The 20,856-nt window shown below is 68.2% G+C and carries 26 protein-coding genes; 6 read left to right on the top strand and 20 right to left on the bottom strand.

From position 1 onward, the window contains the following. The first annotated feature begins 12 nt into the window (after nucleotides 1-12). Together ASD42_RS12710 and ASD42_RS12715 are read left to right on the top strand one after the other, a co-directional pair. Nucleotides 13-477, top strand: coding sequence for an SRPBCC family protein (locus ASD42_RS12710; protein ID WP_056814421.1), 465 nt, complete (start codon nucleotides 13-15; stop codon nucleotides 475-477). 56 nt (nucleotides 478-533) lie between these two features. Beyond that, on the top strand, nucleotides 534-1,406 hold the full coding sequence (locus ASD42_RS12715) for a 1,4-dihydroxy-2-naphthoate polyprenyltransferase (protein ID WP_056814424.1): 873 nt from the start codon (nucleotides 534-536) through the stop codon (nucleotides 1,404-1,406). Here the strand turns inward: ASD42_RS12715 and ASD42_RS12720 are convergent. From ASD42_RS12720 to ASD42_RS12740, 5 genes are all read right to left on the bottom strand, one after another. Then, a complete protein-coding gene (locus ASD42_RS12720; protein WP_056814429.1) occupies nucleotides 1,403-1,798 on the bottom strand; it encodes a phage holin family protein in 396 nt (131 codons plus the stop codon). The two genes, ASD42_RS12715 and ASD42_RS12720, sit on opposite strands and share 4 nt — an antisense overlap. A 63-nt stretch (nucleotides 1,799-1,861) precedes the next feature. Continuing rightward, nucleotides 1,862-2,437, bottom strand: coding sequence for a Clp protease N-terminal domain-containing protein (locus ASD42_RS12725; RefSeq protein ID WP_056814432.1), 576 nt, complete (start codon nucleotides 2,435-2,437; stop codon nucleotides 1,862-1,864). Continuing rightward, nucleotides 2,437-2,658, bottom strand: a complete 222-nt coding sequence (locus tag ASD42_RS12730; protein ID WP_019049431.1) for a hypothetical protein — start codon at nucleotides 2,656-2,658, stop codon at nucleotides 2,437-2,439. Before ASD42_RS12730 ends, ASD42_RS12725 begins: the two co-directional genes overlap by 1 nt. A 90-nt stretch (nucleotides 2,659-2,748) precedes the next feature. After that, nucleotides 2,749-3,834, bottom strand: a complete 1,086-nt coding sequence (locus ASD42_RS12735) for a PLP-dependent cysteine synthase family protein (protein WP_056814435.1) — start codon at nucleotides 3,832-3,834, stop codon at nucleotides 2,749-2,751. Next, nucleotides 3,831-4,157, bottom strand: coding sequence for a DUF4229 domain-containing protein (locus ASD42_RS12740; RefSeq protein ID WP_056814439.1), 327 nt, complete (start codon nucleotides 4,155-4,157; stop codon nucleotides 3,831-3,833). Before ASD42_RS12740 ends, ASD42_RS12735 begins: the two co-directional genes overlap by 4 nt. Before the next feature lie 215 nt (nucleotides 4,158-4,372). Here ASD42_RS12740 and ASD42_RS12745 point away from each other — a divergent pair, with 215 nt between their 5' ends. Next, nucleotides 4,373-4,582: a BldC family transcriptional regulator gene (locus ASD42_RS12745; protein WP_056814442.1), complete on the top strand. Its 210-nt coding sequence runs from the start codon at nucleotides 4,373-4,375 to the stop codon at nucleotides 4,580-4,582. 385 nt (nucleotides 4,583-4,967) lie between these two features. Further along, nucleotides 4,968-5,618, top strand: a complete 651-nt coding sequence (locus ASD42_RS12750) for a hypothetical protein (RefSeq protein ID WP_056814444.1) — start codon at nucleotides 4,968-4,970, stop codon at nucleotides 5,616-5,618. 79 nt (nucleotides 5,619-5,697) lie between these two features. On the opposite strand, the gene ccsB is transcribed toward ASD42_RS12750, so the two are convergent. The 7 genes from ccsB to hemL form a co-directional block, all read right to left on the bottom strand. Beyond that, on the bottom strand, nucleotides 5,698-6,654 hold the full coding sequence (gene ccsB / locus ASD42_RS12755) for a c-type cytochrome biogenesis protein CcsB (protein ID WP_056814447.1): 957 nt from the start codon (nucleotides 6,652-6,654) through the stop codon (nucleotides 5,698-5,700). A gap of 31 nt (nucleotides 6,655-6,685) precedes the next feature. Beyond that, entirely contained in the window at nucleotides 6,686-8,314 is a 1,629-nt protein-coding gene (gene resB / locus ASD42_RS12760; protein WP_056814451.1) for a cytochrome c biogenesis protein ResB, read from the bottom strand. Continuing rightward, on the bottom strand, nucleotides 8,314-9,129 hold the full coding sequence (locus ASD42_RS12765) for a cytochrome c biogenesis CcdA family protein (protein WP_131816567.1): 816 nt from the start codon (nucleotides 9,127-9,129) through the stop codon (nucleotides 8,314-8,316). Before ASD42_RS12765 ends, resB begins: the two co-directional genes overlap by 1 nt. Then, complete coding sequence (locus tag ASD42_RS34365) at nucleotides 9,126-9,362, bottom strand: hypothetical protein (protein ID WP_131816568.1); 237 nt, start codon at nucleotides 9,360-9,362, stop codon at nucleotides 9,126-9,128. Before ASD42_RS34365 ends, ASD42_RS12765 begins: the two co-directional genes overlap by 4 nt. Next, on the bottom strand, nucleotides 9,359-10,000 hold the full coding sequence (locus tag ASD42_RS12770) for a TlpA disulfide reductase family protein (protein WP_056814454.1): 642 nt from the start codon (nucleotides 9,998-10,000) through the stop codon (nucleotides 9,359-9,361). The genes ASD42_RS34365 and ASD42_RS12770 overlap by 4 nt, the downstream gene beginning before the upstream one ends. Further along, nucleotides 9,997-10,656 carry a histidine phosphatase family protein gene (locus ASD42_RS12775; RefSeq protein WP_056816193.1) on the bottom strand — a complete coding sequence of 220 codons (660 nt, stop codon included), beginning with the start codon at nucleotides 10,654-10,656 and terminating at the stop codon, nucleotides 9,997-9,999. Before ASD42_RS12775 ends, ASD42_RS12770 begins: the two co-directional genes overlap by 4 nt. Before the next feature lie 77 nt (nucleotides 10,657-10,733). Next, nucleotides 10,734-12,053 carry a glutamate-1-semialdehyde 2,1-aminomutase gene (hemL, locus tag ASD42_RS12780; RefSeq protein ID WP_084787080.1) on the bottom strand — a complete coding sequence of 440 codons (1,320 nt, stop codon included), beginning with the start codon at nucleotides 12,051-12,053 and terminating at the stop codon, nucleotides 10,734-10,736. 207 nt (nucleotides 12,054-12,260) lie between these two features. Between hemL and ASD42_RS12785 the strand changes: the two genes are divergently transcribed. Beyond that, the gene (locus ASD42_RS12785; RefSeq protein ID WP_056814456.1) at nucleotides 12,261-12,647 is read left to right on the top strand and encodes a hypothetical protein; all 387 of its coding nucleotides are present in this window, start codon (nucleotides 12,261-12,263) and stop codon (nucleotides 12,645-12,647) included. Here the strand turns inward: ASD42_RS12785 and ASD42_RS12790 are convergent, their stop codons facing one another. From ASD42_RS12790 to ASD42_RS12810, 5 genes are all read right to left on the bottom strand, one after another. Then, on the bottom strand, nucleotides 12,648-12,872 hold the full coding sequence (locus ASD42_RS12790) for a hypothetical protein (RefSeq protein WP_131816986.1): 225 nt from the start codon (nucleotides 12,870-12,872) through the stop codon (nucleotides 12,648-12,650). A gap of 76 nt (nucleotides 12,873-12,948) precedes the next feature. Continuing rightward, nucleotides 12,949-13,212, bottom strand: a complete 264-nt coding sequence (locus ASD42_RS12795; protein ID WP_056814461.1) for a hypothetical protein — start codon at nucleotides 13,210-13,212, stop codon at nucleotides 12,949-12,951. A 212-nt stretch (nucleotides 13,213-13,424) separates the two neighbouring features. Next, entirely contained in the window at nucleotides 13,425-13,937 is a 513-nt protein-coding gene (locus ASD42_RS12800; RefSeq protein WP_235569393.1) for a hypothetical protein, read from the bottom strand. Next, entirely contained in the window at nucleotides 13,934-14,911 is a 978-nt protein-coding gene (gene hemB, locus ASD42_RS12805; RefSeq protein ID WP_056814463.1) for a porphobilinogen synthase, read from the bottom strand. Before hemB ends, ASD42_RS12800 begins: the two co-directional genes overlap by 4 nt. 42 nt (nucleotides 14,912-14,953) lie before the next feature. Further along, nucleotides 14,954-16,132 carry a serine hydrolase domain-containing protein gene (locus tag ASD42_RS12810; RefSeq protein ID WP_056814466.1) on the bottom strand — a complete coding sequence of 393 codons (1,179 nt, stop codon included), beginning with the start codon at nucleotides 16,130-16,132 and terminating at the stop codon, nucleotides 14,954-14,956. Between the two features lie 254 nt (nucleotides 16,133-16,386). Here ASD42_RS12810 and ASD42_RS12815 point away from each other — a divergent pair, with 254 nt between their 5' ends. Further along, the gene (locus ASD42_RS12815) at nucleotides 16,387-16,665 is read left to right on the top strand and encodes a hypothetical protein (RefSeq protein ID WP_056814469.1); all 279 of its coding nucleotides are present in this window, start codon (nucleotides 16,387-16,389) and stop codon (nucleotides 16,663-16,665) included. A 56-nt stretch (nucleotides 16,666-16,721) separates the two neighbouring features. Here ASD42_RS12815 and ASD42_RS12820 read toward each other — a convergent pair whose 3' ends face one another. The 3 genes from ASD42_RS12820 to ASD42_RS12830 are packed head-to-tail and all read right to left on the bottom strand — an operon-like array spanning nucleotide 16,722 to nucleotide 20,793. Then, nucleotides 16,722-18,296 carry a uroporphyrinogen-III synthase gene (locus tag ASD42_RS12820; protein WP_056814472.1) on the bottom strand — a complete coding sequence of 525 codons (1,575 nt, stop codon included), beginning with the start codon at nucleotides 18,294-18,296 and terminating at the stop codon, nucleotides 16,722-16,724. Further along, complete coding sequence (hemC, locus tag ASD42_RS12825; protein ID WP_056814475.1) at nucleotides 18,293-19,324, bottom strand: hydroxymethylbilane synthase; 1,032 nt, start codon at nucleotides 19,322-19,324, stop codon at nucleotides 18,293-18,295. Before hemC ends, ASD42_RS12820 begins: the two co-directional genes overlap by 4 nt. Further along, a complete protein-coding gene (locus ASD42_RS12830; RefSeq protein WP_174551958.1) occupies nucleotides 19,321-20,793 on the bottom strand; it encodes a glutamyl-tRNA reductase in 1,473 nt (490 codons plus the stop codon). The genes hemC and ASD42_RS12830 overlap by 4 nt, the downstream gene beginning before the upstream one ends. Nucleotides 20,794-20,856: the final 63 nt, after the last annotated feature.

Below are 20,856 nucleotides of genomic sequence, written 5' to 3' on the forward strand. Positions count from 1 at the left end.
AGGCTCACGCGCATGGGCAACTTCGAGGTGTCGCGGCGCACCGCCATCGCCGCCGAACCAGCACGGATTCACGCACTGATCGACAACTTCCACCAGTGGCGGCTGTGGTCGCCATGGGAAGACGCCGATCCGCAGCTCGCCCGCACCTACACCGGCCCGGAATCCGGCGTCGGCGCCCGCTACGCGTGGCGTGGCAACCGCAAAGCCGGTGCGGGCACGATGGAGATCAAGGCCGACGCCGAACGCGAGATCGGGGTGGAGCTCACCTTCGAGAAGCCGTTCAAAGCCACCAATTTCGTCACCTTCACGCTCGCTCCGGTGGCCGGTGGTACCGAGGTGACCTGGAAGATGACCGGCACCCACTCCGGCATGATGGGCGTGCTCGGCAAGGTGTTCCCGATCGACAACCTCATCGGCAAGGACTTCGACAAGGGTCTGGCCCGGCTCAAGACGATCGCCGAATCCACCCCGGCCTGACACCGTGACCAGGCGCACCCGCGCCCTCCCACCGATGTCGGATTAGGCTTCGATCCATGGCTACAGCAGCGGAATGGATCGAGGGCGCCCGGCCGCGGACGTTGCCCAACGCGATCGCGCCGGTACTCGCGGGCACCGGCGCGGCCGCGTCAGTCGACGGGGCCGTCTGGTGGAAAGCGATTCTGGCGCTGCTGGTTTCGCTGGCGCTGATCGTCGGGGTGAATTACGCCAACGACTACTCCGATGGCATTCGCGGCACCGACGACGTGCGAGTCGGGCCGCTGCGGCTGGTCGGCTCGAAGCTGGCATCCCCGAAGGCCGTTCGCACCGCCGCGGTGCTCAGCCTGGCGATCGGCGCGGTCGCCGGGCTCGTGCTGGCCGTGACCACCGCATGGTGGTTGGTGCTGATCGGAGCGGTGTGCCTGGCGGGCGCCTGGTTCTACACCGGCGGCAGCAAGCCCTACGGCTACAGCGGTTTCGGCGAGATCGCGGTATTCGTGTTCTTCGGGTTGATCGCGGTGCTCGGTACCCAATACGTGCAGGCGCTGCGGGTCGACTGGGTCGGCCTGCTGCTCGCGATCGGTGTCGGCGCGTTCTCCAGCGCGGTGCTGGTGGCCAACAACCTGCGTGACATCCCGACCGACACCGAGGCAGGCAAGGTCACCCTCGCGGTGAAACTCGGCGACGCCCGCACCCGCACCCTGCACGTGGTGCTGCTCGCGACGCCTTTCGTGATCAGCCTGGCGCTGATCGCGAGCACGCCGTGGGCGCTGGTCGGATTGCTCGCGTTGCCGCTGGCGATCCGGGCCAACGCCCCCGTGCGGACCGGCAAGGGTGGGCTGGAACTGATTCCGGCCCTCCGTGATTCAGGGCTGGCCCTGCTGGCGTGGTCGGCGCTGAGCGCGCTGGCCGTCGGGCTCGCCGGCTAGTCGCCGTCGGGTACCAGAATGCCGAGCACCCAGTTGACCAACGTGATGATCAAGCCACCCCACAACGCCGCCCAGAAGCCGTCGACGCGCAGGCCGTAGTCGGTGATCTCGGTGATCTTGGCGGTGAGCCACAGCATCCCCGCGTTGACCACCAACAGGAACAGGCCGAGCGTGAGGATCACGAACGGCAGCGACAGGAGTTGCACGATCGGCTTGATCACGGCGTTGACCGCCGTGAACACGAGCGCGACGATGAGCAGGACCAGGGCCTTGCCCCAGTTGCCCCACTCCGCTGACCACTCGGGCGGCACGTAGATATCGATCTTGTCGATCCACGCGGCCGCAGCCCAGATGGCTATGGCGTTGATGACCAACCGGATTGCTAGTTGCATACACGCAATGCTAGGCCGGGAAACGGACATCGCGGCGGGTCTGACACACACCCGACGTGGAATTCACGCGGCGCGGTCCAGCATCGCGTAGAGATCTGCGCGCACACCCGACACCGCGTCGCGCCCGCCGAGCAGATCGACAGTGGTCTGGTCCGCCCCGCGCAGGATCCCGAGCAGCAGGTAGACCGAGGTGATCTCGCGATCCTTGCGGTGGATCGCCTCCCGCAGCGCGAGTTCCAGCGTCTTCTTGGCCGGGCCGGTGAACGGGATGTGCCCGGAGCCGAGCAGTCGCCCGAGCATGCCGCGTTTGGCCTCCGGTTCGGCCCGGTCCCAGGCCTGCGGCCCGAAGTTCTCGGCGATGCTGGCCTGCACCGCGTCCAGGTCGATGCCGATCGAGCGCAAGGCCTGGGCGTCATCGGCGCCGAGCGGCGGCTCGTCCGTGCGGGCGGCGAGAGCGGTGCGTACCCCGTCGGCGGTGATGCCGCGCGCGTCGAGCACCGCCTGGAGTCCGGGTTCGGCGTTCGACAGGGTGCCGAGCAGGACGTGCTCCGGCCCGATCCGCTTCGCGCCCAGCTCTTTGGCGTCGTCCTGGGCGCTGACCACCGCGATTCGGGCCTCGCGACTGAATTTTTCGAACATCAGCGGGTTCCACCTTTCCGATTGTGTTTCTGATGGACCGCTTGCTTGCTCACCTCTAGTGCCTCCGCGATGGCCTGCCACGACCATCCGTTGGCTCTGGCGTTGGCCACCTGGATCGTTTCGAGGCGGTCGGCCAATCTGCGCAGTGCGAGCACGGCGCGCAGCCCGACCGCCGGGTCGGGATTGCCTGCCGCTGAGGCGAGGGTTGTTGCATCGGTCATGGCGTCAATTTTGATTGACGTTGCCGACTTTGTCAACAAAAATTGACGCCATTGGCCGCAGAAGGACCCTGAGGAGAGGTGCGGGAGGCGTCAGCCGTTCCAGCGACCGGTGGCCGCGAATTCGGCGAGGATGTCCGCTGGACCGGTCAGATCGAGGTGCTGGGCTGCCACCCAGTCGTCGTTGAAGTAGGTGCCCGCGTACCGGTCGCCGCCGTCGCACAGCAGGGTGACCACGCTGCCGCTGCGGCCCGCAGCGACCAGCTCGGCGACGAGATGGAAGGCGCCCCACAGGTTCGTGCCGGTCGAACCGCCGACGCGACGGCCGAGCGCGGTGCTCGCGTGGCGGGCGGTGGCGATCGAAGCCGCGTCGGGCACCATGATCATGCGGTCGACCACCTGGCCGACGAACGACGGTTCCACGCGGGGACGGCCGATTCCCTCGATGCGCGAAGGCATTCCGGTTTCATAGCCCGCGTCGCCGGTCTCGTAGCCGCCGTAGAACGCCGAGTGCTCCGGGTCGACCACGGCCAGCCGCGTCGCGTGCCTGCGATAACGGATGTAGCGACCGATCGTCGCGCTGGTGCCGCCGGTTCCGGCGCCGACCACGATCCACTCCGGCACCGGGTGGTTCTCCAGCGCCAGCTGCTCGTAGATGGATTCGGCGATGTTGTTGTTGCCGCGCCAGTCGGTGGCCCGCTCGGCGTGGGTGAACTGATCCATGAAGTGCCCGCCTGATTCGGCGGCGAGACGCTTGGCCTCGGTGTACATATCCGGCGGTCGATCGACGAAATGACATCGGCCACCGTGCGCTTCGATGAGCGCGACCTTCTGCGGCGAGGTGCTCGCCGGCATCACCGCGACGAAGTCGAGACCGAGCAGCTTGGCGAAATACGCCTCGCTCACCGCCGTGGAACCCGACGACGCCTCGACCACGGTCGTTCCCTCGGTCACCCAGCCGTTGCAGATCGCGTACAGGAACAGCGACCGCGCCAGCCGGTGCTTGAGGCTGCCGGTGATGTGGGTCGATTCGTCCTTGAGGTAGAGCTGCACCGGCCAGTCGGCGGGCAGCGGATACCGCAGCAGGTGGGTGTCGGCGGAGCGCTGGGTGTCGGCGTCGATCAGCCGGACGGCGTTGTCGACCCAGTCACGCGGGGCGCTGCGATCGAGGTACTTCACGCCGACGTACCGTCGTCGTCACCCCGCAAGCGGGCCCGCAGCTGCGCCTTGTCCTGGCGGCGGCGCGCGTCGACGACGGCGATGTCCTCGTTCACCTTCACCCGCAGCTTCTTGAACAGCGTCAGCGACAGCGGCATCGCGACGATCAACGCGAACAGCGCCGCGACGATGACCGGCACGTCGACGCCGATCAGCTTGGCGACGCCGACGATCAGCGCGGCGATCGCCACCACCAGCCCGAGACGAGCCAGCGTGTAGAGCGCGAGATTGCGTACCAGCCGCTTCCCGGCGCCAGAACCCTGCTGACCTGTTGCTTCACTCACGACTACAGCCTAATGGGCGCCGACGCGACACTGTTCATCAGCCGCGCACGGCCCGAGGTGCGCGTAGGCCCGGCGCGGAACGCTTCGATACGGCCCGTTCGCGGCTTTTGTCTATTACTTCCCCTTTACCAACAGTAGGTGGTTCGACTACGTGGGGGTCGTAGTGCGACGATGACGCCACTGATGAGGGAACTGTCGAAACGGAGAGGTTAGCTATGACTGCGATCACCGTCGGCCTTCAGGACACTCTGCTGACACCAGGCCAAGTGGCCGCCATGTTCCATGTAGACCCCAAGACCGTCACCCGGTGGGCTCATGCCGGCAGGCTCGGCTCGCTGCGCACACCGGGCGGACATCGCCGTTTCCGCGAGTCCGAGGTCTTGCAGTTGCTCAGGTCGCTCACCACCGAGGCAGCACCGCGCTGACTCGCCGGCCGACGCGAGCCCACCGCGGGCTCGCGTTTGCCAAAAATTTCCCTCCCGTTGCGGATGTGCACACGGCGCGGACACGGCTACCCTCGATAGCAGGAGGTGAGCGACGTGACGTTCCTATTGGCACTCATCGCGATCGTTGCCATCGCAGTGTTGTGCTGGAAGGCGTTCGGCCCCGAATTGCCGCGCCCTAATTCCGGCCCACCCCCGCGCAGACCGGTTCTCGGTCCTGACGACGATCCAGAATTCCTCTGGCGCCTCGGCAAACAACCTCGCGACGACTCCGGTCCTACCGAGTGACCTCGCGATGTGCGTCGCCGTGAGCTGTCGCACATACCCCCGTTGCGCGTCGAAAGAGCTGGGTAGATAACGTATTCCGGTGATTGATGTGCAGCAAGGTTCTGTCCCGACCACTTGGCGCGCGGCCGACGGCAGCGCCGTGACGTTCACCGAGGCCCGGTTGGAGTGGACTCGCGCCGCACATGAAGTGCTGGCCGATACCGCCACCCGGTTCAACAACTTCATCGTCAACACCGAGCTGGCCGAGCTGGTCCAGGAAGAGTCCGGCATCCGCACCGCCGTGAAGTGGCAGCACTGGCTGCCCGTCGTGCTGGACAAGGTCGCCGAGCACTGTCACCAGAACAACGAGCCGCCGCTGAGCGCGCTGTGCGTGCGCAAGAACCAGACCGTCGGCACCGGCTACCGCTACATCCTCGAACTCGCGGGCCTGCCCATCCCCGACGACCTCGAAATGCACGCCGCCGCGGCCCGCTGGCAGTGCTACCAGCATTTCGCCACCGACCTCCCCGCCGACGGCGGCCTGCCCACCCTCCCCCCGAAGGTGGCCGCCATCCGCCAGTCCACCTCCGCGGACCTGGCCACCGCCGAAGCAGCCGAGGCAGCCGTCAAACGCCCCTCCGCCGCCCGCCGCAGCACAGCAGCCATCCCCAAGCCCGAACCGGTCCGCAAACCGGTCTGCTTGAACTGCCACGTAGAACTCCCGGCGAACAAGATCTGCTACTACTGCTGATCCGCGAACAACAAAGGCCCAGAAGCTCGTCGGAGCCTCTGGGCCTTATGCATGTCCGCAGTAGGGCGCGGCAGAACGGCTAGGTCAGCCCGGCGTAGCTGTGCAGGCCGCTGATCACCATGTTGATGATGAAGAGGTTGAACAGCATCGCGACGAAGCCGGCGATGTTGATCCAGGCGGCCTTGGTGTCTCGCCAGCCGGAGGTGGCTCGGGCGTGCAGGTAGGCCGCGTAGAGGACCCAGGCGATGAAGGAGCAGGTCTCCTTGGGGTCCCAGCCCCAGAAGCGGCCCCAGGCGGCTTCGGCCCAGATGGCGCCGAGGATGACGCCCGCACCGAAGAGCGGGAAGCCGATGATGGTGGTTTTGTAGGCGAGCTGGTCGAGGGTGCGGGCGTCGGGGAGGCGGCGGGCGATGGTGCCGAGGATGCCGGTGGATTCCTCGCCCGCGGGCTGACGCATGCGGAACAGGTAGAGCAGGCTGGCTACGCCGGAGACCAGGAAGACGCCGCTGCCGATGCTGACGATGGTGACGTGGATCGGCAGCCAGAACGACCGAAGAGCCGGGACCACGGGCGCGGCGTCGGCATAGAGGACCGTGCCTGCCAGGAACATCAGGATCAGCACGGGGACCAGCAGGAACGCCCACATGGCGCGGTAGCGCTGATCGCGCAGGAAGATCAGGCCGATCACCACGGCAGCCGCGGTGGCCATGGTGGTGAACTCGTACATGTTGCCCAGTGGGAAGCGGTGGGTCGCGAAGCCGCGCAGCACGATCGAACCGATGTGCAGCACCGCGCCGACCACCAGCACCGAGAAGGCCATGTTGCCCAGCCGTTCGGCGAGCGGTTTGGCCTCCGGGGTCTCGATGCGGCCGGGCAACCCCGGGTCGCCCGCGGGGACGAGTTCGCGCGCGGCGACCTGCTTGGCGCGCGCCGAGGCGTACTGCACGATCAGCAGGACCGTGGCCAGAGCGTAGATGGCCATGGCCGACATGAACGCGAAGTCGCTGTACCGTGCCAGCGTTTCGTCGATCTGCATCAGGATTCCGTCTCCATGTCGAGTGCGCGGATCACTTCTCCGCTCCCAGCAGCCGTGTCCGCAGTCGATCGAACTCGGCGCCCCAGCCCGCTTGATCACTTCTGGCCAGGCCGCCCATTTCTACTACGGCGCGTCGTTGACCCACGGTACCTGCCGCGGCCTCGACTGGGTACGCCCGGATCCAGATCCGTCGCCGTTTCAGCAACAGCGACACCAGCAGACCGGCCATCATCGTCAGCGCGCTCACCAGCACCCACTGCTGGGCCGGGTCGTGCGAGACCTGCAGGTTGACGAATTCCTCGGCGCCGTCGAAGGTGACCTTCGCTCCGCTCGGCAACGTGGTCGACTCGCCGGGACGCAGGTTGACCCGCGCTTCCTTGGTCAACCGACCCTGCTTGATCATCTCCGGGTCCAGCGAGAACAGCGACTGCGAGCGACCGGTGTCGAGACCGGTATTGCCGCGATAGACATCGACCGCGACCGCCGGGTCATCCATCCGGGGGAACGACGAGGTGAGCAGGCTGCCGTGGAACATCGCGGTCGGCGCGAACAGACCCTCGATGGCGATCTGGTTCTGCCTGCGTTCCTCGTCGGTGGCGTACATGCCGCCGGGCGGGTCGATGCGCAGCACACCGCTGGACAGGAAGGTCTGAGCGTCGTCGGGCCGCCACTGGATGGTCTCGGTGCGGGTCTGCCCGTTGGGGAAGGTGACGGTGAACGTCGGCGCGAAGCCGTGTCCCTGCAGGTAGACCCGATCACCGGCGACGCGCAACGGATGGTTCACCTGGAGCTCGGTGCTGCGCCAGGTGTCGGTGCTGAGGTCGGCACCGGCCTGATATTCGATGTTCGAGTGGAACATCTCGGCCTGACCGGTGGGCAGGTAGTCGGCCTTGAAGTCCTTCACCTTGATGCACAGCGGCGTCATGCCGGTGCCGTCATTGGTGTTGCCCGCCCGGAACGAGTCGAAGACCGCGGGCGAGGTGGTGCAGATACCGGGACCGTCGTTGGCGATCACGATGACATTGCCCTCGTAGCCGAGCAGCTTGCCCAGCGCGATCGCGACGAGCAGCCCCACCAGCGACAGGTGGAACACCAGGTTGCCGAACTCGCGCAGATAGCCCTTCTCGGCGGACAGCGTCACCTCACCGTCGCGCTGACCGGGACGAACCTCGGTCCGCCACCCACGCAAGGAAGCCTTGGCGGCCTCGATCACCTCGTCGGGCGTCCGGTCGTCGGTCTCACTGGAGTGGTGCGGCAACCGGCTGAGGTTGCGCGGCGCGGGCACCGGCGGGGTGCGCAGGGCCCGGTAGTGGTCCCAGCAGCGCGGCAGGATGCAGCCGACCAGCGAGATGAACAGCAGCACGTAGATGGCGGTGAACCAGAAGCTGCCGAACACGTCGAACAGCTCGACCCGGTCCATCCACGGGCCCAGCGTCGGACGGTCGGCGATGTACTGGTCGACCTTCTGCGCGTTGAGACTGCGCTGCGGCAGCAGTGCGCCGGGGATGGCGGCCAGCGCGAGCAGGAACAGCAGCACCAGCGCGGTGCGCATGCTCGTCAGGCCGCGCCACGAATTGCGGACCAGGGCCCAGACCCGGCCCAGCAGCGATTGCCGGACGGGCGGGGTGGGGGTGATCGGAGTAGTCAGCGTGTCAGTCATCAGATCGGAAGAGTCACCTCGGAGACGAACCCGTCACGCACCCAGCTGACGAACTGATCCCATGCCCCCGTGACCAGCGCGACGCCGACGGCGACGAGCAGAAAACCCCCGATTACCTGAATGGTGCGCGAATTGCGCCGCAGCCAGCCGACCCCGCGCAACGCACCGGCCGACCCGAAGGCCAGCACCACGAAGGGCAGTCCGAGGCCGAGGCAGTAGGCGACGATCAACGTCACTCCGCGCACCGCGGTGGTGCCCTCGGTACCCGCGGACACCGCCATCACACCCGACAGCGTCGGCCCGAGACACGGTGTCCAGCCGAGCGCGAACACCCCGCCGAGCAGCGGCGCGCCGAGGATGCTGGTGAGCCTGCGCGGCTCCATCCGCGTGTCGCGCTGCAGGGCGGGGACCAGGCCGATGAACACCAGACCCATCAGGATCGTCACCACACCGCCGATGCGCTGCAGGAGTTCCCGATTCACATTGAGGGTCTGGATCACGCCGAAAACAGTGGCCGTGGCCAGCACGAACACCACCGTGAACCCGGCGACGAACAGCCCGGCGGCACCGGCCACCCGCATCTTCGCGCTACGGCGCTGCGCGGTGAGCGTGCTCGCCTGCGCGTTGGTGGCGGGCGGCGCCTCGGCACCGACCAACCCGGCCAGATACGACAGATAGCCGGGGACGAGCGGCACGACACACGGTGAAGCGAACGACACCAGGCCCGCGAGCAGGCAGGCTCCCAGCGCCAGCAAAAGCGGACCCGATGCCGCCGTCTGCTGGAAGGAATCCCCGACTGCGGCGAGCGGTATCACTCGTCGGTGTCCGTATCCATGTCCTGCTGCTCGTCGCGCGGCAACGACAGGGTGCGCTCGGTCTCGGCCGGTTCAGCGGGGCCGAAATCGAACAGACCGGCACCGGCGACGCTGCGCGGCACGGTCGCGATGCCGGCCCAACGGTCGTCGACCGTCCAGCCCGCACCCATTCGGCGGGCGCCCTGACGGGGACGACACGCGGTCAGATTTCCTGGACGACGACGGCTGCTCACTGCTTCTCCTCGGCGGCGATGCGCTCGACCACGGGCTGAAGGTCTTCGGCCAGTAGCGAGCGAAGGAAGACCGCGGCGACCCGGTGCTGACGATCCAGGATCAACGTGGTCGGAATAACACTGGTGGGAAAGTTTCCGCCGAGAGCGAGCAAGGTCCGCATCGACGGGTCGTAGATGGACGGGTATTCGATCTTGTTGTCCACTACGAAGTCCTGGGCTTTGTCGCGCTGATGGTCACGGACGTTGATCCCCAGGAACGCGACGCCTTGATCTCTGGTCGCCGCGAAGACTTTTTCGAGAGCGGGCGACTCGGCGCGGCACGGGCCACACCACTGTCCCCACAGGTTCACGACCACGATCTGGTTCGGGAAATCGTCGACCGAAACGGTCTTTCCCTCGTTCATCAGATCGGGCCCCGAGAGCGTGCCGATCGTCCCGCGCGTCGCGGGCGGATCGTAGTAGATATCCGTTCTACCACCGGGTGAGACGAATTCGAAGGTCCCACCACCGGTGGCTACCGCATCGGTACCCGTCGAGCAGCCCGCCGCGGTGATGATCACCAGCAGGGCGGACAGAACGGCGGTCAGCGCCCGCGGCCGACGGCCACGGGCGGATCCCGATGAGGACCAGCGTGTCATGCGCCGTGTACCGACGGGTCCGACGCGCCTGCAGGCTCGGAATAGACGATGTCGACGAGCGTATCGCCCTGATAGACCAGCGAGGTCAGCGACGCGAGCGAGCACTGCCGGTTGCGCGGGTCGTGCCACAACCGCTGGCCCTGCAGGAAGCGACGCAGCGTCCACACGGGCAGCTGATGCGAGACCAGCACCACCTCGTGACCGGCGGCCTCGACGCGGGCCTTGTTCACCGCGGCGAGCATGCGATGAGCGATCTGCAGGTACGGCTCGCCCCAGGACGGGGTGAACGGGTCGCGCAGCTTCCACCAATGCCTCGGCTTGCGCAGAGCACCGTCACCGACGGAGACGCGCAGGCCCTCGAAGGTGTTGCCCGCTTCGATCAGGTTCTCGTCGGTGCGCACGATCAGGTCGTGGGCGGCCGCGATCGGCGCCGCGGTCTCCTGGGCGCGCTGCAGCGGAGAGGCGATCACCATCGCGATGTCGTGATCGGCCAGCGAGCGCGCGACGGCACCGGCCTGCGAGCGACCGGCCACCGAGAGGCTGAAGCCGGGCAGGCGGCCGTAGAGGATGCCGTTCGGGTTGTGCACCTCGCCGTGGCGCAGCACATGCACGATGGTTTCGACGGTCGACGGATCGTCGTCGAGGGCGGGCGGCACGGCGGCGGGGACAGGATGAGGCGCCTCGTCGCTATCCGCCGGGACTGGGGCGAATTCTGCGTCGGGCTGGTCGGAGCTCACGCTGGGGATCCTTCGGGGGTTGCGGCCGCGGCCGCGAGGGCGGCGGCGGGCAGAGCGGCGGCGATACGGTCGAACGCGTCCTCGTCGAGTGCCGCGGAGACGAACCATGCCTCGAACGCGCTGGGCGGCGCGTACACGCCCGCGTCGAGCAGGGCGTGGAAGAAGGCAGGGTAACGCCAGGTCTGGCTCGCTTTGGCGGCGGCGTAGTCGGTCACCGGGCGCTCGGCGAAGAACACGCTCACCATATTGCCTGCGAACTGGACTTGATGCTCGACACCGGCCTCTGTCAGGGCTTTCGCGAACAGCGAGCCGAGACGATCGGCATTGCGGTCCAGCGCCGCGTACACGTCGGCGTCGGCCGCGCGCAGCGTCGCCAGGCCCGCCGCGACGGCGACGGGGTTACCGGACAGGGTGCCCGCCTGATAGACCGGGCCGAGCGGAGCGAGGTTGTTCATGATCTCGGCGCGACCGCCGAACGCGGCGGCGGGCAGGCCACCGCTCATCACCTTGCCGAAGGTGTAGAGGTCACCGGCGACGCCTTCGCGCCCGTACCAACCCGACGCGCTGACCCGGAAACCGGTCATCACCTCGTCCATGATCAGCAGCGCGCCGTTGTCGTGCGCCAGCGCGCGCAGGCCTTCGTTGAAGCCGGGCAGCGGCGCGACCGCGCCCATATTGCCCGCGGCGGCCTCGGTGATGACGCAGGCGATCAGGCCGGGGTGCGCTTCGAAGGCGGCGGCGACGGCGGCGAGGTCGTTGTAGGGCAGCACGATGGTGTCGGCGGCTTGCGCGCCGGTGACGCCGGGCGAGGTCGGCAGGCCGAGCGTCGCGACGCCCGAGCCCGCGTCGGCCAGCAGCGCGTCGACGTGGCCGTGGTAGCAGCCGGAGAATTTGATGATCTTGGATCGGCCGGTGAAGCCGCGGGCCAGGCGGACCGCGCTCATCGTGGCCTCGGTTCCGGAGTTCACCAGGCGGACCCGCTCGACGGGGTCGACGCGGGCGGCGATGGCCTCGGCGAGCTCGATCTCGGCCTCGGTCGGCGCACCGAACGACAGTCCGCTGGTCGCGGCCTTCTGCACGGCCTCGACGACGGCGGGGTGGGCGTGCCCGAGGATCATCGGACCCCACGAGCACACCAGATCGACGTAGTCGTTGCCGTCGGCGTCGATGAGCGTGTAGCCGCTCGCGGAGGTGATGAACCGCGGCGTACCGCCCACCGAATTGAACGCACGAACCGGGGAATTGACGCCACCCGGGATCACCGAGGCTGCCCGCTCGAAGAGCTGGGCGGAAACCGGTACCTGCGTAGGACTCACGGATTCCAGTCTCTCAGCTCGCCTCGGCACGCCGGACGACAGGGTGGAGCACAGTGACCCAGACCGCAGCGACCCACCGACGACACGCCCGACACGCCGCCCCTATCGGCGGAAGAATTCGATCTAGGCCCATTGGCCTGCGACTACGCTCCGTGCGGCTCAGCACCTGAGCCGCAGAGAAATCAGCTATCAGCGAGAGGGTATTTCATGCGTTTCGGCGTCACCAGCACTGCCCTTGGCACAGGGTTCGTCGCGGCGGGAGTGCTTCTGGGCGCGGGTTCGGCCACCGCCTTCGCACCGCAGGTCCAGCCCGATCGGATCGGCGCCCAACTCAGCCACGAGGAGACCGTGACACTCGGGGCGGGGCCGATTCCAGCGATCACCGCGATGCTCGTACCCCCCAATCGGATCGGCGCGGGTCTACACACCGATACCGATCTGTACCGTGACGCCGACGGCGGCATCCGTGCCACCTTGCGCCAGGTGGTGACGGAGGCGGCGGCCCATCCCGACGGCACCGTCTCCGTATTCCTGAACGCGCCCGGCACGCGGGGCGGGCGCGTTGTCGACGTCTACCAGCAGTGGACCGACTGATTACGTGTACATGCAGGGCACTTCGGCGGAGATCGTGTGCAGCTGGCACATGATGCCGTTGTAGATCCCGCTCGAGCCGGTCTCCGGGGCGAAACCGTCGGCGGCCGGCTCGGCGGTCAGCGGGGTCAGCGGCAGGCCGGGGGCGGCCTGGGCGGGCGCGGCGGCCAGCGCGATCGTCGCCACGGCGGCGGCGACGGTACAGATTCCTGCGGTCAGTCTGGTCATCGATTCCTCCTCGAGGGAGCCCGCGGTGCGGGCTCGTGTCCCGAACCCCCACGCGCACATCGGAATTCGGCTTCCTCTAGATCATCGGTTCGACGTGGCGACGTGCTACAGATCTGGCGTAGATCCTGGCGAGGGCATCGATCACCAGCAGCCCACCCACCGTCACCAGCGCGCAGGCCAGCAACAGCAACGGCGGCACGTAGCGCACGGCCTCGAAGCCGGGATGTTCATCGGTGCCAACGAACTCGGTGGTGCGCCGCGCCGCCTGCCAGCTGACGACCGCGCAGGCCAGGAAGAGCACGGCGAAGCCGAGTTCGAACAGCGCGATCCAGCGTCTCATTCCTGCGATCCTGCCAGGGGCGAGATCGAATCAGCTGACCAGGCTCGGTACCAACAACAGCGCGATGACGGCCAAGGTGAGGACAACCATCAACCCGATGACCAACAGGTCGCGCCGCAGGCTGTGTGGTTGCTCGATCACCACGCGCATCATTGCCTCCGCTCCCCCGGCGCCACGCCGGTGTGATAATCCTCACCTTACACTGTGCAGTGTTACTTCCGGTGGGACTGGAAGTACTTCGTCGACTCCGGCCGGTAGCTGAGGAACGCCGCTCCCGCGGCCAGCACGCCCTGCACGATCGCCGAGCCACCCGCCACGATCGTCGCCGCATTGGCGACGGCGGAGAAGGCGAACATGGTCGCGACGGCGCCGAGCCCGAGCCAGATCGCGACGACCGTGAGCACCGTGCGCGCCCAGGACTTGCCGCGGCCGAGCTGATGCGCGATGGCCACGGTGACCCCGGCCAGCAGCACGCCGACCAGCGCGGTCAGCGCGAAAGCCACCAGCACCATCGCGTCGACGGTGGATGCCGGGAAGTTCGGATCCGACTTGTGCATCTCGTCGAGGAACTGCTTGCTGAGCTCGTCGCGCTCCCCGGTCATGGTGATGACGCTGGCGAAGGTGTAGATCACACCGAGGCCGGCGATCGCCCACCACAATTGACGGGCGGTGCCGACGTCTTCCGGCATGGGAAGGGTTTCGGGTTTGTTCGGCGGAACGATCACGACAGCCAGTGTGCTGCCTCGGTCGCCCAGTAGGTGAGCACGATGTCCGCGCCTGCCCGCCGGATGCCGATCAACGACTCCAGGATCGAGGCCCTGCGGTCGATCCAGCCACGCTCGGCGGCGGCGGTGATCATCGCGTACTCACCGGAGATCTGATAGGCCGCGACGGGGACCGTCGAGCGATCAGCGACGTCGCGCAGGATGTCGAGGTAGGACATCGCGGGCTTCACCATGACGATGTCGGCGCCCTCGGCGAGGTCGAGATCGAGTTCGCGCAGCGATTCGCGACGGTTGGCCGGATCCTGCTGGTAGGTGCGGCGATCGCCTTCCAGCGACGAGCCGACGGCCTCACGGAACGGGCCGTAGAAGGCCGAGGCGTACTTGGCCGCATAGGCCAGGATGGCGGTGTCGGTCCGGCCGACCGCGTCGAGTCCGCGCCGGATCGCGCCGACCTGGCCGTCCATCATCCCGCTGGTCCCGAGCAGATCGGCGCCGGCTTCGGCCTGCGACAGCGCCATCTCCACGTAGCGGTGCAGGGTCGCGTCGTTGTCGACCGCGCCGTCGGTGCCGATCACACCGCAGTGGCCGTGATCGGTGAATTCGTCGAGGCAGGTATCGGCCATGATGACCGTCGCGTCCCCGACTTCCTCGGCCAGCGCGCGCAGACCACGATTGAGGATTCCGTTCGGATCACTGGCTTGCGAACCGGTCGCGTCCTTGTCCTCGGACAGCGGCACACCGAACAGCATCAGCCCGCCGACCCCGGCGGCCACCGACTCCGCCGCGGCTTTGCGCAGGGAGTCCAGCGAATGCTGGTACACCCCGGGCATCGAGCTGATCTCCCGCGGCTCGTCGAGACCATCGGCGACGAACATCGGCAGCACCAGCTGACGCGGCTGCAGCGTGGTTTCGGCGACGAGTCGACGTAATGCGGGTGTCCTACGCAACCGCCGCGGGCGGTCGAAAGCGGTCATAGCCCGCAGAATACGCCTCTCGCCGGGCGGTCGTGGCAGCGCCTACAGCGGGCCGGAACCGCGGGCCAGTTCGCCCAGAATCTGCTCGAAGGTTGCGAAGACCGGCGAGGGGCCCGCCGAACTCCAGGCTTGGTTGGTGAGCAGGATCGCCGTCGCCGCACCGTCGTTGGACCAGGTGGATCCCAGGCCGCCGTCCCACCCGTAGGCACCTGCGCGGGGGCCGTCGGGCTGGTCGCGCAGCTGGATGCCGACGCCGTATCCCCAGCCCGCGCTGCCGTCGGGGGCGGGCCCGCCGCGGTCGAGTTGCTCGGCGGTGAGGTGGTTGGTGGTCATGGCGGTGACGGCTCGTTCGGACAGGATGCGGGTGCCGTCGAATTCGCCGCCGTCGCGCAGCATGCGGGCGAAGCGGTGGTAGTCGGCGAGGGTGGAGACCAGGCCGTCGCCGCCGCCTTCGAAGGCGGGTGGGGTGCTCCATTGGCCGAGGGCAGGGTCGAAGACGGTACGGACGCCGTCGATGTCCGCGTAGTGCGGGCCGAGTCGGGCCAGCTCGTCCGGCGAGACGGAGAAGCCGGTGTCGGTCATACCGAGCGGACGCAGGACGCGGTCGGCCAGGAATTCCGAGAACGGCGCGCCCACTGCCCTGGCGATCAGGATGCCGAGGACGGGTGCGCCGACGTGATAGAGCCAGCGTTCGCCGGGCTGATATTGCAGCGGCAAGGTGCCGAGTCGCCGCATCCAGGTGTCCGGCGGCAACATCTGCGCGGGCGTCGGCGGGCCCCAGCCGAGGCCCAGTTCGCTCCAGGCGGCGTCGAGTGGTTTGGGTGAGAAGTCGGCGAAATCCATTCCCCAGCCGAGGCGGAAGGTCAGCAGGTCCTCGACGGTGATCGGGCGGTTCGCCGTGACCGTGTCGGCGAGTTCGGCGGCGGGGTTCGCGAGCACCCGGAGGTCGGCGAGTTCGGGTAGCAGTCGATCGACCGGTTCGGTCGGGTCGAGGACACCGTCGTCGATCAGGATCGAGGCCGCGACCGCGGTGAGCGGTTTGGTCATCGAGGAGATCCGGAAGATCGTGTCGGTGCGCACCGGTGCGTCGCGCGCGGCGTCGAGATGGCCGATGGCGCCGGTTGTTACGTCGTCGCCGACCGCGACGAGCCAGGCCAGGCCGAGCAGCTCGTCGGCCGCGACGTGCGCGCCGAGCCGCTTGTCGATCTCGTCCACCGTCATCGCCTCTCCTCGGGTTGCGTTGCGCTACTAGACCACAGCGGTCCGACAGCTACCGGCGAATCGCCACCCGCAGTGCTTCGCCGAGGTCGCCGACCTGTCACGGCGAACCTGTGGATAACATCGAAAGACACTGGAGCTCAATGGCTTCCGCGCGAGATCGACGAAACCTGTCGGCACCTCTCGCTATAATCGAAAGCGTGTTCGAGGGTTCCGACAATCGGGGGCGGGACCCAAACGCAACGGGAGGACGCCGAATGAACGCCATTGCCGCTCAGACCACTTTCATCACCGCGCCGTACGTGCCGCTCGAGAAGAAGCGACTGCCCGCGGGCCGTCCGCGCCGCTGGTACGTGACGCACAATCGTCGGCTCAAGGCCATGCGGTTGACGATCGCGCTGCTGGATTCCGGTGTGTACCTACCCAATCAGGCCACCAACGAGACCATCCGACGCACCGCCGAGAAGATCGACATCCGCCCGCCGTCGGATGCCACCTGCCGGCTCGTGCGCACGCTGCTGCGCTACAGCCGATGACCCTGATACGCCGAAAGCCCGCCGTCGCGGGCGGGCTTTCGGGGTATCTACCGAGTTCAGCGGCTGCTGCTGCGGCGACTCTTCTTACGCGGCGGGGGCAGCAAGCCCTCGGCGCGCAGGCGCGACGCGTGCTCGGCCAGTGCCTCCACCAGTGGGCCGACCTGTGCCGACTCGGGCTGCACGTCCACGCGCAGACCGAACTCGATCGCGGTCTCGGCGGTCTTCGGGCCGATGCACGCCACGATGGTGCGCGCGTGCGGCTTGCCCGCGATGCCGACCAGGTTGCGGACCGTGGAGGACGAGGTGAACAGCACCGCGTCGAAACCGCCGGTCTTGATCATCTCGCGGGTCTCCGCGGGCGGCGGCGAGGCGCGCACCGTGCGGTAGGCGGTGACGTCGTCGATCTCCCAGCCGCGCTCACGCAGGCCCTCGGCCAGGGTCTCGGTGGCGATGTCGGCGCGGGGCAGCAGCACCCGGTTCACCGGATCGAACACGTCGTCGTAGGGCGGGAAGTCGGCGAGCAGGCCCTCGGAGGACTGTTCGCCACTGGGCACCAGTTCGGGGTTGATACCGAAGGAGCGCACCTTCTCCGCGGTGGCCTCACCGACGCAGGCGATCTTCACACCGGAGAAGGCGCGAGCGTCGAGACCGAACTCGGCGAACTTCTCCCACACCGCGCGCACGGCGTTGGTGGAGGTGAACACCACCCACTGGTAGCGCCCGTCGACCAGGCCCTTGACCGCCCGTTCCATCTGGGCGGGGCTACGCGGCGGCTCCACCGCGATGGTCGGCACCTCGATCGGGATCGCGCCGTGGGTGACGAGCCGCTCGCTCATCTCCCCCGCCTGATCCTTGGTGCGCGGCACCAGCACGGTCCAGCCGTAGAGGGCACGCGATTCCCACCACGACATCTTGGCGCGCTTGTCGACTTCCTTGCCGACCGTCACGACCAGCGGGCCGACCAGCTCGGAAGCGGCGTTGTTCAGCGAGGCCAGCGTGGCCTCGATCGTGCGCTGCTGACGGGTGGTGCCACGCACCGTCACCGCGACCGGAGTCTGCGGCGCCAGACCGTGTTCCACCAGCGCGCTCGCGGTCTCGGCCAGGTGCCCGGAGGTGGCGTGCAGGACCAGCGGGCCGGGGGCGGCGGCCAGCGCCGACCAGTCGACCTCGCCGCGCACATCGGCCTCGGTGTGCCCGGAGCCCAGCGCGATGCCCGCGTAGCTGGGTACGGCCGAGCCGTTGGGCAGGCCGGGCAGCACCTCGAACACCATGTGCGAACGGGTGACGGCGTTGACCTCGTTGATCACCGAATCGGTGGTCAGCGGGTCGCCGGTGACGATGCGGACCACGTCGTGACCGTTGCGCGCCTCGGCGATCAGCGTTTTGGCCACCTCGGCGGGTTCGCCGAGAGCGGGCCGCACGTCGACCGGGCTCTCGCCGTTTTCGCCCACCTCGTGCGCGATGCCGATCAGGGCGAGTACGCCCTTGTCGACATCGGGGTCGGTGAACGCCAGCATCGCCCGCTCGAGCACCTCACGGGCGCGCACGGTCAGCAGGGCCGGGTCGCCGGGGCCGGATCCGACGAAAAGGATCCGCCCTGGTTGCTTCTTGGTAGCTCGGCTGCTGCTCATCGGTTGTTCTCCATCGGGCTGGAATTAGTGAAGTCGGTGGGCGCCGGTTCGTCTGTGACGCTCAGCAATGCGCGAGCACCCAGGTCCAGCAGTTCGCGCGCCAGCGTGCGACCGAGTTCGGCCGCGTCTTTCGGCGCGCCGACGATCGAGGCGCGCAAGACGTCGGAGCCGTCGATCGCGGCGGCACAGGCGCGCAGCGAGAGTTCGTCGAAGATCCGGCCGTCCTCGTCGATCGACTCGACGATCTCGGCGAGTGCTCCGATCGGTGCGGTGCAGCCTGCTTCGAGCTCACCGAGCAGCGAACGCTCGGCGAGCACCGCGGCTCTGGTCGCAGCATCGTCCAGACCGGCGAGTACCTCGATCAATTGCGGGTCGTCACTGCGGCATTCGACCGCGAGGGCGCCCTGCGAGGGGGCGGGCAACATCTGCACCGGTTCGAGCGATTCGGTGATCTCGTCGGTGCGCCCGATCCGGCACAGGCCGGCGCGGGCGATGACGATGGCATCGAGCTCGCCCTCGCTCACCTTGCGCAGGCGGGAGTCGATATTGCCGCGCAGCGGGAGGATATCGAGGCCGAGACCCAGGGCGCGCAGCTGCGCGGCACGGCGCGGGGCCGAGGTTCCCACGCGGGCGCCGGCGGGCAATTCGCCGAGAACCATGCCGTCGCGAGCCACCAGCGCGTCGCGCGGGTCCTCGCGGGGCGGGATCGCGGCGATGGTGAAGCGCGGGTCCTGCGCGGTGGGGAGGTCTTTATAGGAATGCACCGCGATGTCGATGCCGCCCGCGGCGAGCTCGTCGCGCAGCGCGGAGGTGAACACCCCGACACCGATCTTCTGCACCGGATCCGACGACAGATCGCCCGGCGTCTTGATGACCACCAGTTCGGCGGGCTGCCCCGCCGCGATCAGCGCATCACGGATGGTGCCCGCCTGTGTCAGCGCGAGCAGGCTGCCGCGCGTGCCGATCCGCCACGGCGCACTGGCGCTGCCTGCGGTCACGGTGTCCTCTTCCTGCACTGTCGTGGTCATGCGGTTTCCTCCTGCGCATGCCCGAGCGGCGCTGCGTGGTTTCGCATGCTGCCTGTGTCGGGTCTTGACTCGGTCAAGCGTGACGGCCCATCGCCGAGGTGGCCTGCGGTGAAGTCGTCGGCCAGCGCGGACTCGCCCGCGGAGACCTCCATCGGCGCGGCAACCGCTTGTACCGCACCGGGTTTCAGTTCGAACAGCTCACGCAACGCTTCGGCGTAGCTGTCGCCGCCCGGCGTCGATGCCAACTGCTTCACCCGCACGGTCGGCGCGTGCAGCAGCTTGTCGACGACGCGGCGCACCGTGCGCGCCACCTCGTCGCGGGCCGGGTCGGCCAGGTCGGGCAGCCGCGAATCGAGGCGGAGCAGTTCGGCCTCCACCACATCGGCGGCACGCTGGCGAAGTGCGGCCACCGTGGGGGTGACCTCCGCCATGCGTTGCCCGGCAAGGTATTTGGCGAGTTCGTCGGCGACGATGAGGCGCGCGGCGGCGGTGTCGTCGGCCGCGGCGCCCGCGGCCGGATCGCGCTGCAGCGATTCGATGTCGATGACGGCGACGCCGGGCAGGCCTGCCACGGCGTGCTCCACATCGCGGGGCAGGCCGAGATCGCAGAAGACCAGCGGCCGCTCGGCGACGTCGGTGCGGGCCCGGCCGGCGAGTGCGCGGTGGGTGTCGGCCAGGGTGACCACGGACCCGACCGCGCCGGTACAGGTGATCACGACATCGGCGCCGGCCATGGCCTCGGTGAGCCGTGACATCTCGACCGCCTCGGCATCGACACCGTGCATGGTGCGCCCGGTCTCGGCGAGACGCTGTGCGCGTTCGAGGGTCCGGTTGACGACGATGATGCGCCCGATCCCGGCCCGCGACAGATGCGCCACGGCCAGCCCGCCCATCGCGCCCGCACCGACGACCACCGCGGTCCGCCCGGCGAGATCGCCGACGACACCACGTGCCCGATCCAGCGCCACCGACACCACCGAGGCGCCGGCCCGGTCGATCCCGGTCTCCGAATGCACGCGCTTGCCGACCCGCAACCCGTGCTGGGCCAACTCGTGCAGTGTGCGTCCGACCGCCTGCTGACCGTCGGCGCTGGCGTAGGCGCTGCGAATCTGGCTGAGCACCTGCTGCTCGCCGACGACCATCGAGTCGAGGCCGCTGGCGACCGCGAACAGATGCTCGGCCGCGGCCTCGCTGTAGCGCACATAGGCGTGCTTGGTGAGATCGCCCAGCGGCAGTCCGGAATGCTTGGTGAGCAGCTCGCTCACCTCGCCGAGCCCGCCGTGGAAGGCGTCGACGACCGCGTAGACCTCGACCCGGTTGCAGGTGGAGACGATCATCGCCTCGGACACATGGCTCGAGGAGAGCAGCCGATCCACCAGTTTCGGCCGTTCGGACTCACTGATGGCGACTTTCTCCAGCACTGATACCGGGGCGCTCCGATGCGAAATCCCGACCAGCAGAACACTCATGACCGCACCTCGCCGACGCTGTGTCGTGTCATGCGCGTCCCCACGCCGTGTCGCTGTTTAGCT

It is taken from the genome of Nocardia sp. Root136 (assembly GCF_001427185.1).
GTDB lineage: Bacteria > Actinomycetota > Actinomycetes > Mycobacteriales > Mycobacteriaceae > Nocardia > Nocardia salmonicida.

Coding starts and splice junctions, on each gene's coding strand:
- ASD42_RS12710 (WP_056814421.1), top strand. CDS start 13: ATGGGCAACTTCGAGGTGTCGCGGCGCACCGCCATCGCCGCCGAACCA.
- ASD42_RS12715 (WP_056814424.1), top strand. CDS start 534: ATGGCTACAGCAGCGGAATGGATCGAGGGCGCCCGGCCGCGGACGTTG.
- ASD42_RS12720 (WP_056814429.1), bottom strand. CDS start 1,798: ATGCAACTAGCAATCCGGTTGGTCATCAACGCCATAGCCATCTGGGCT.
- ASD42_RS12725 (WP_056814432.1), bottom strand. CDS start 2,437: ATGTTCGAAAAATTCAGTCGCGAGGCCCGAATCGCGGTGGTCAGCGCC.
- ASD42_RS12730 (WP_019049431.1), bottom strand. CDS start 2,658: ATGACCGATGCAACAACCCTCGCCTCAGCGGCAGGCAATCCCGACCCG.
- ASD42_RS12745 (WP_056814442.1), top strand. CDS start 4,373: ATGACTGCGATCACCGTCGGCCTTCAGGACACTCTGCTGACACCAGGC.
- ccsB (WP_056814447.1), bottom strand. CDS start 6,654: ATGCAGATCGACGAAACGCTGGCACGGTACAGCGACTTCGCGTTCATG.
- resB (WP_056814451.1), bottom strand. CDS start 8,314: ATGACTGACACGCTGACTACTCCGATCACCCCCACCCCGCCCGTCCGG.
- ASD42_RS12770 (WP_056814454.1), bottom strand. CDS start 10,000: ATGACACGCTGGTCCTCATCGGGATCCGCCCGTGGCCGTCGGCCGCGG.
- ASD42_RS12785 (WP_056814456.1), top strand. CDS start 12,261: ATGCGTTTCGGCGTCACCAGCACTGCCCTTGGCACAGGGTTCGTCGCG.
- ASD42_RS12790 (WP_131816986.1), bottom strand. CDS start 12,872: ATGACCAGACTGACCGCAGGAATCTGTACCGTCGCCGCCGCCGTGGCG.
- ASD42_RS12795 (WP_056814461.1), bottom strand. CDS start 13,212: ATGAGACGCTGGATCGCGCTGTTCGAACTCGGCTTCGCCGTGCTCTTC.
- hemB (WP_056814463.1), bottom strand. CDS start 14,911: ATGACCGCTTTCGACCGCCCGCGGCGGTTGCGTAGGACACCCGCATTA.
- ASD42_RS12810 (WP_056814466.1), bottom strand. CDS start 16,132: ATGACGGTGGACGAGATCGACAAGCGGCTCGGCGCGCACGTCGCGGCC.
- ASD42_RS12815 (WP_056814469.1), top strand. CDS start 16,387: ATGAACGCCATTGCCGCTCAGACCACTTTCATCACCGCGCCGTACGTG.
- ASD42_RS12820 (WP_056814472.1), bottom strand. CDS start 18,296: ATGAGCAGCAGCCGAGCTACCAAGAAGCAACCAGGGCGGATCCTTTTC.
- hemC (WP_056814475.1), bottom strand. CDS start 19,324: ATGACCACGACAGTGCAGGAAGAGGACACCGTGACCGCAGGCAGCGCC.
- ASD42_RS12830 (WP_174551958.1), bottom strand. CDS start 20,793: ATGAGTGTTCTGCTGGTCGGGATTTCGCATCGGAGCGCCCCGGTATCA.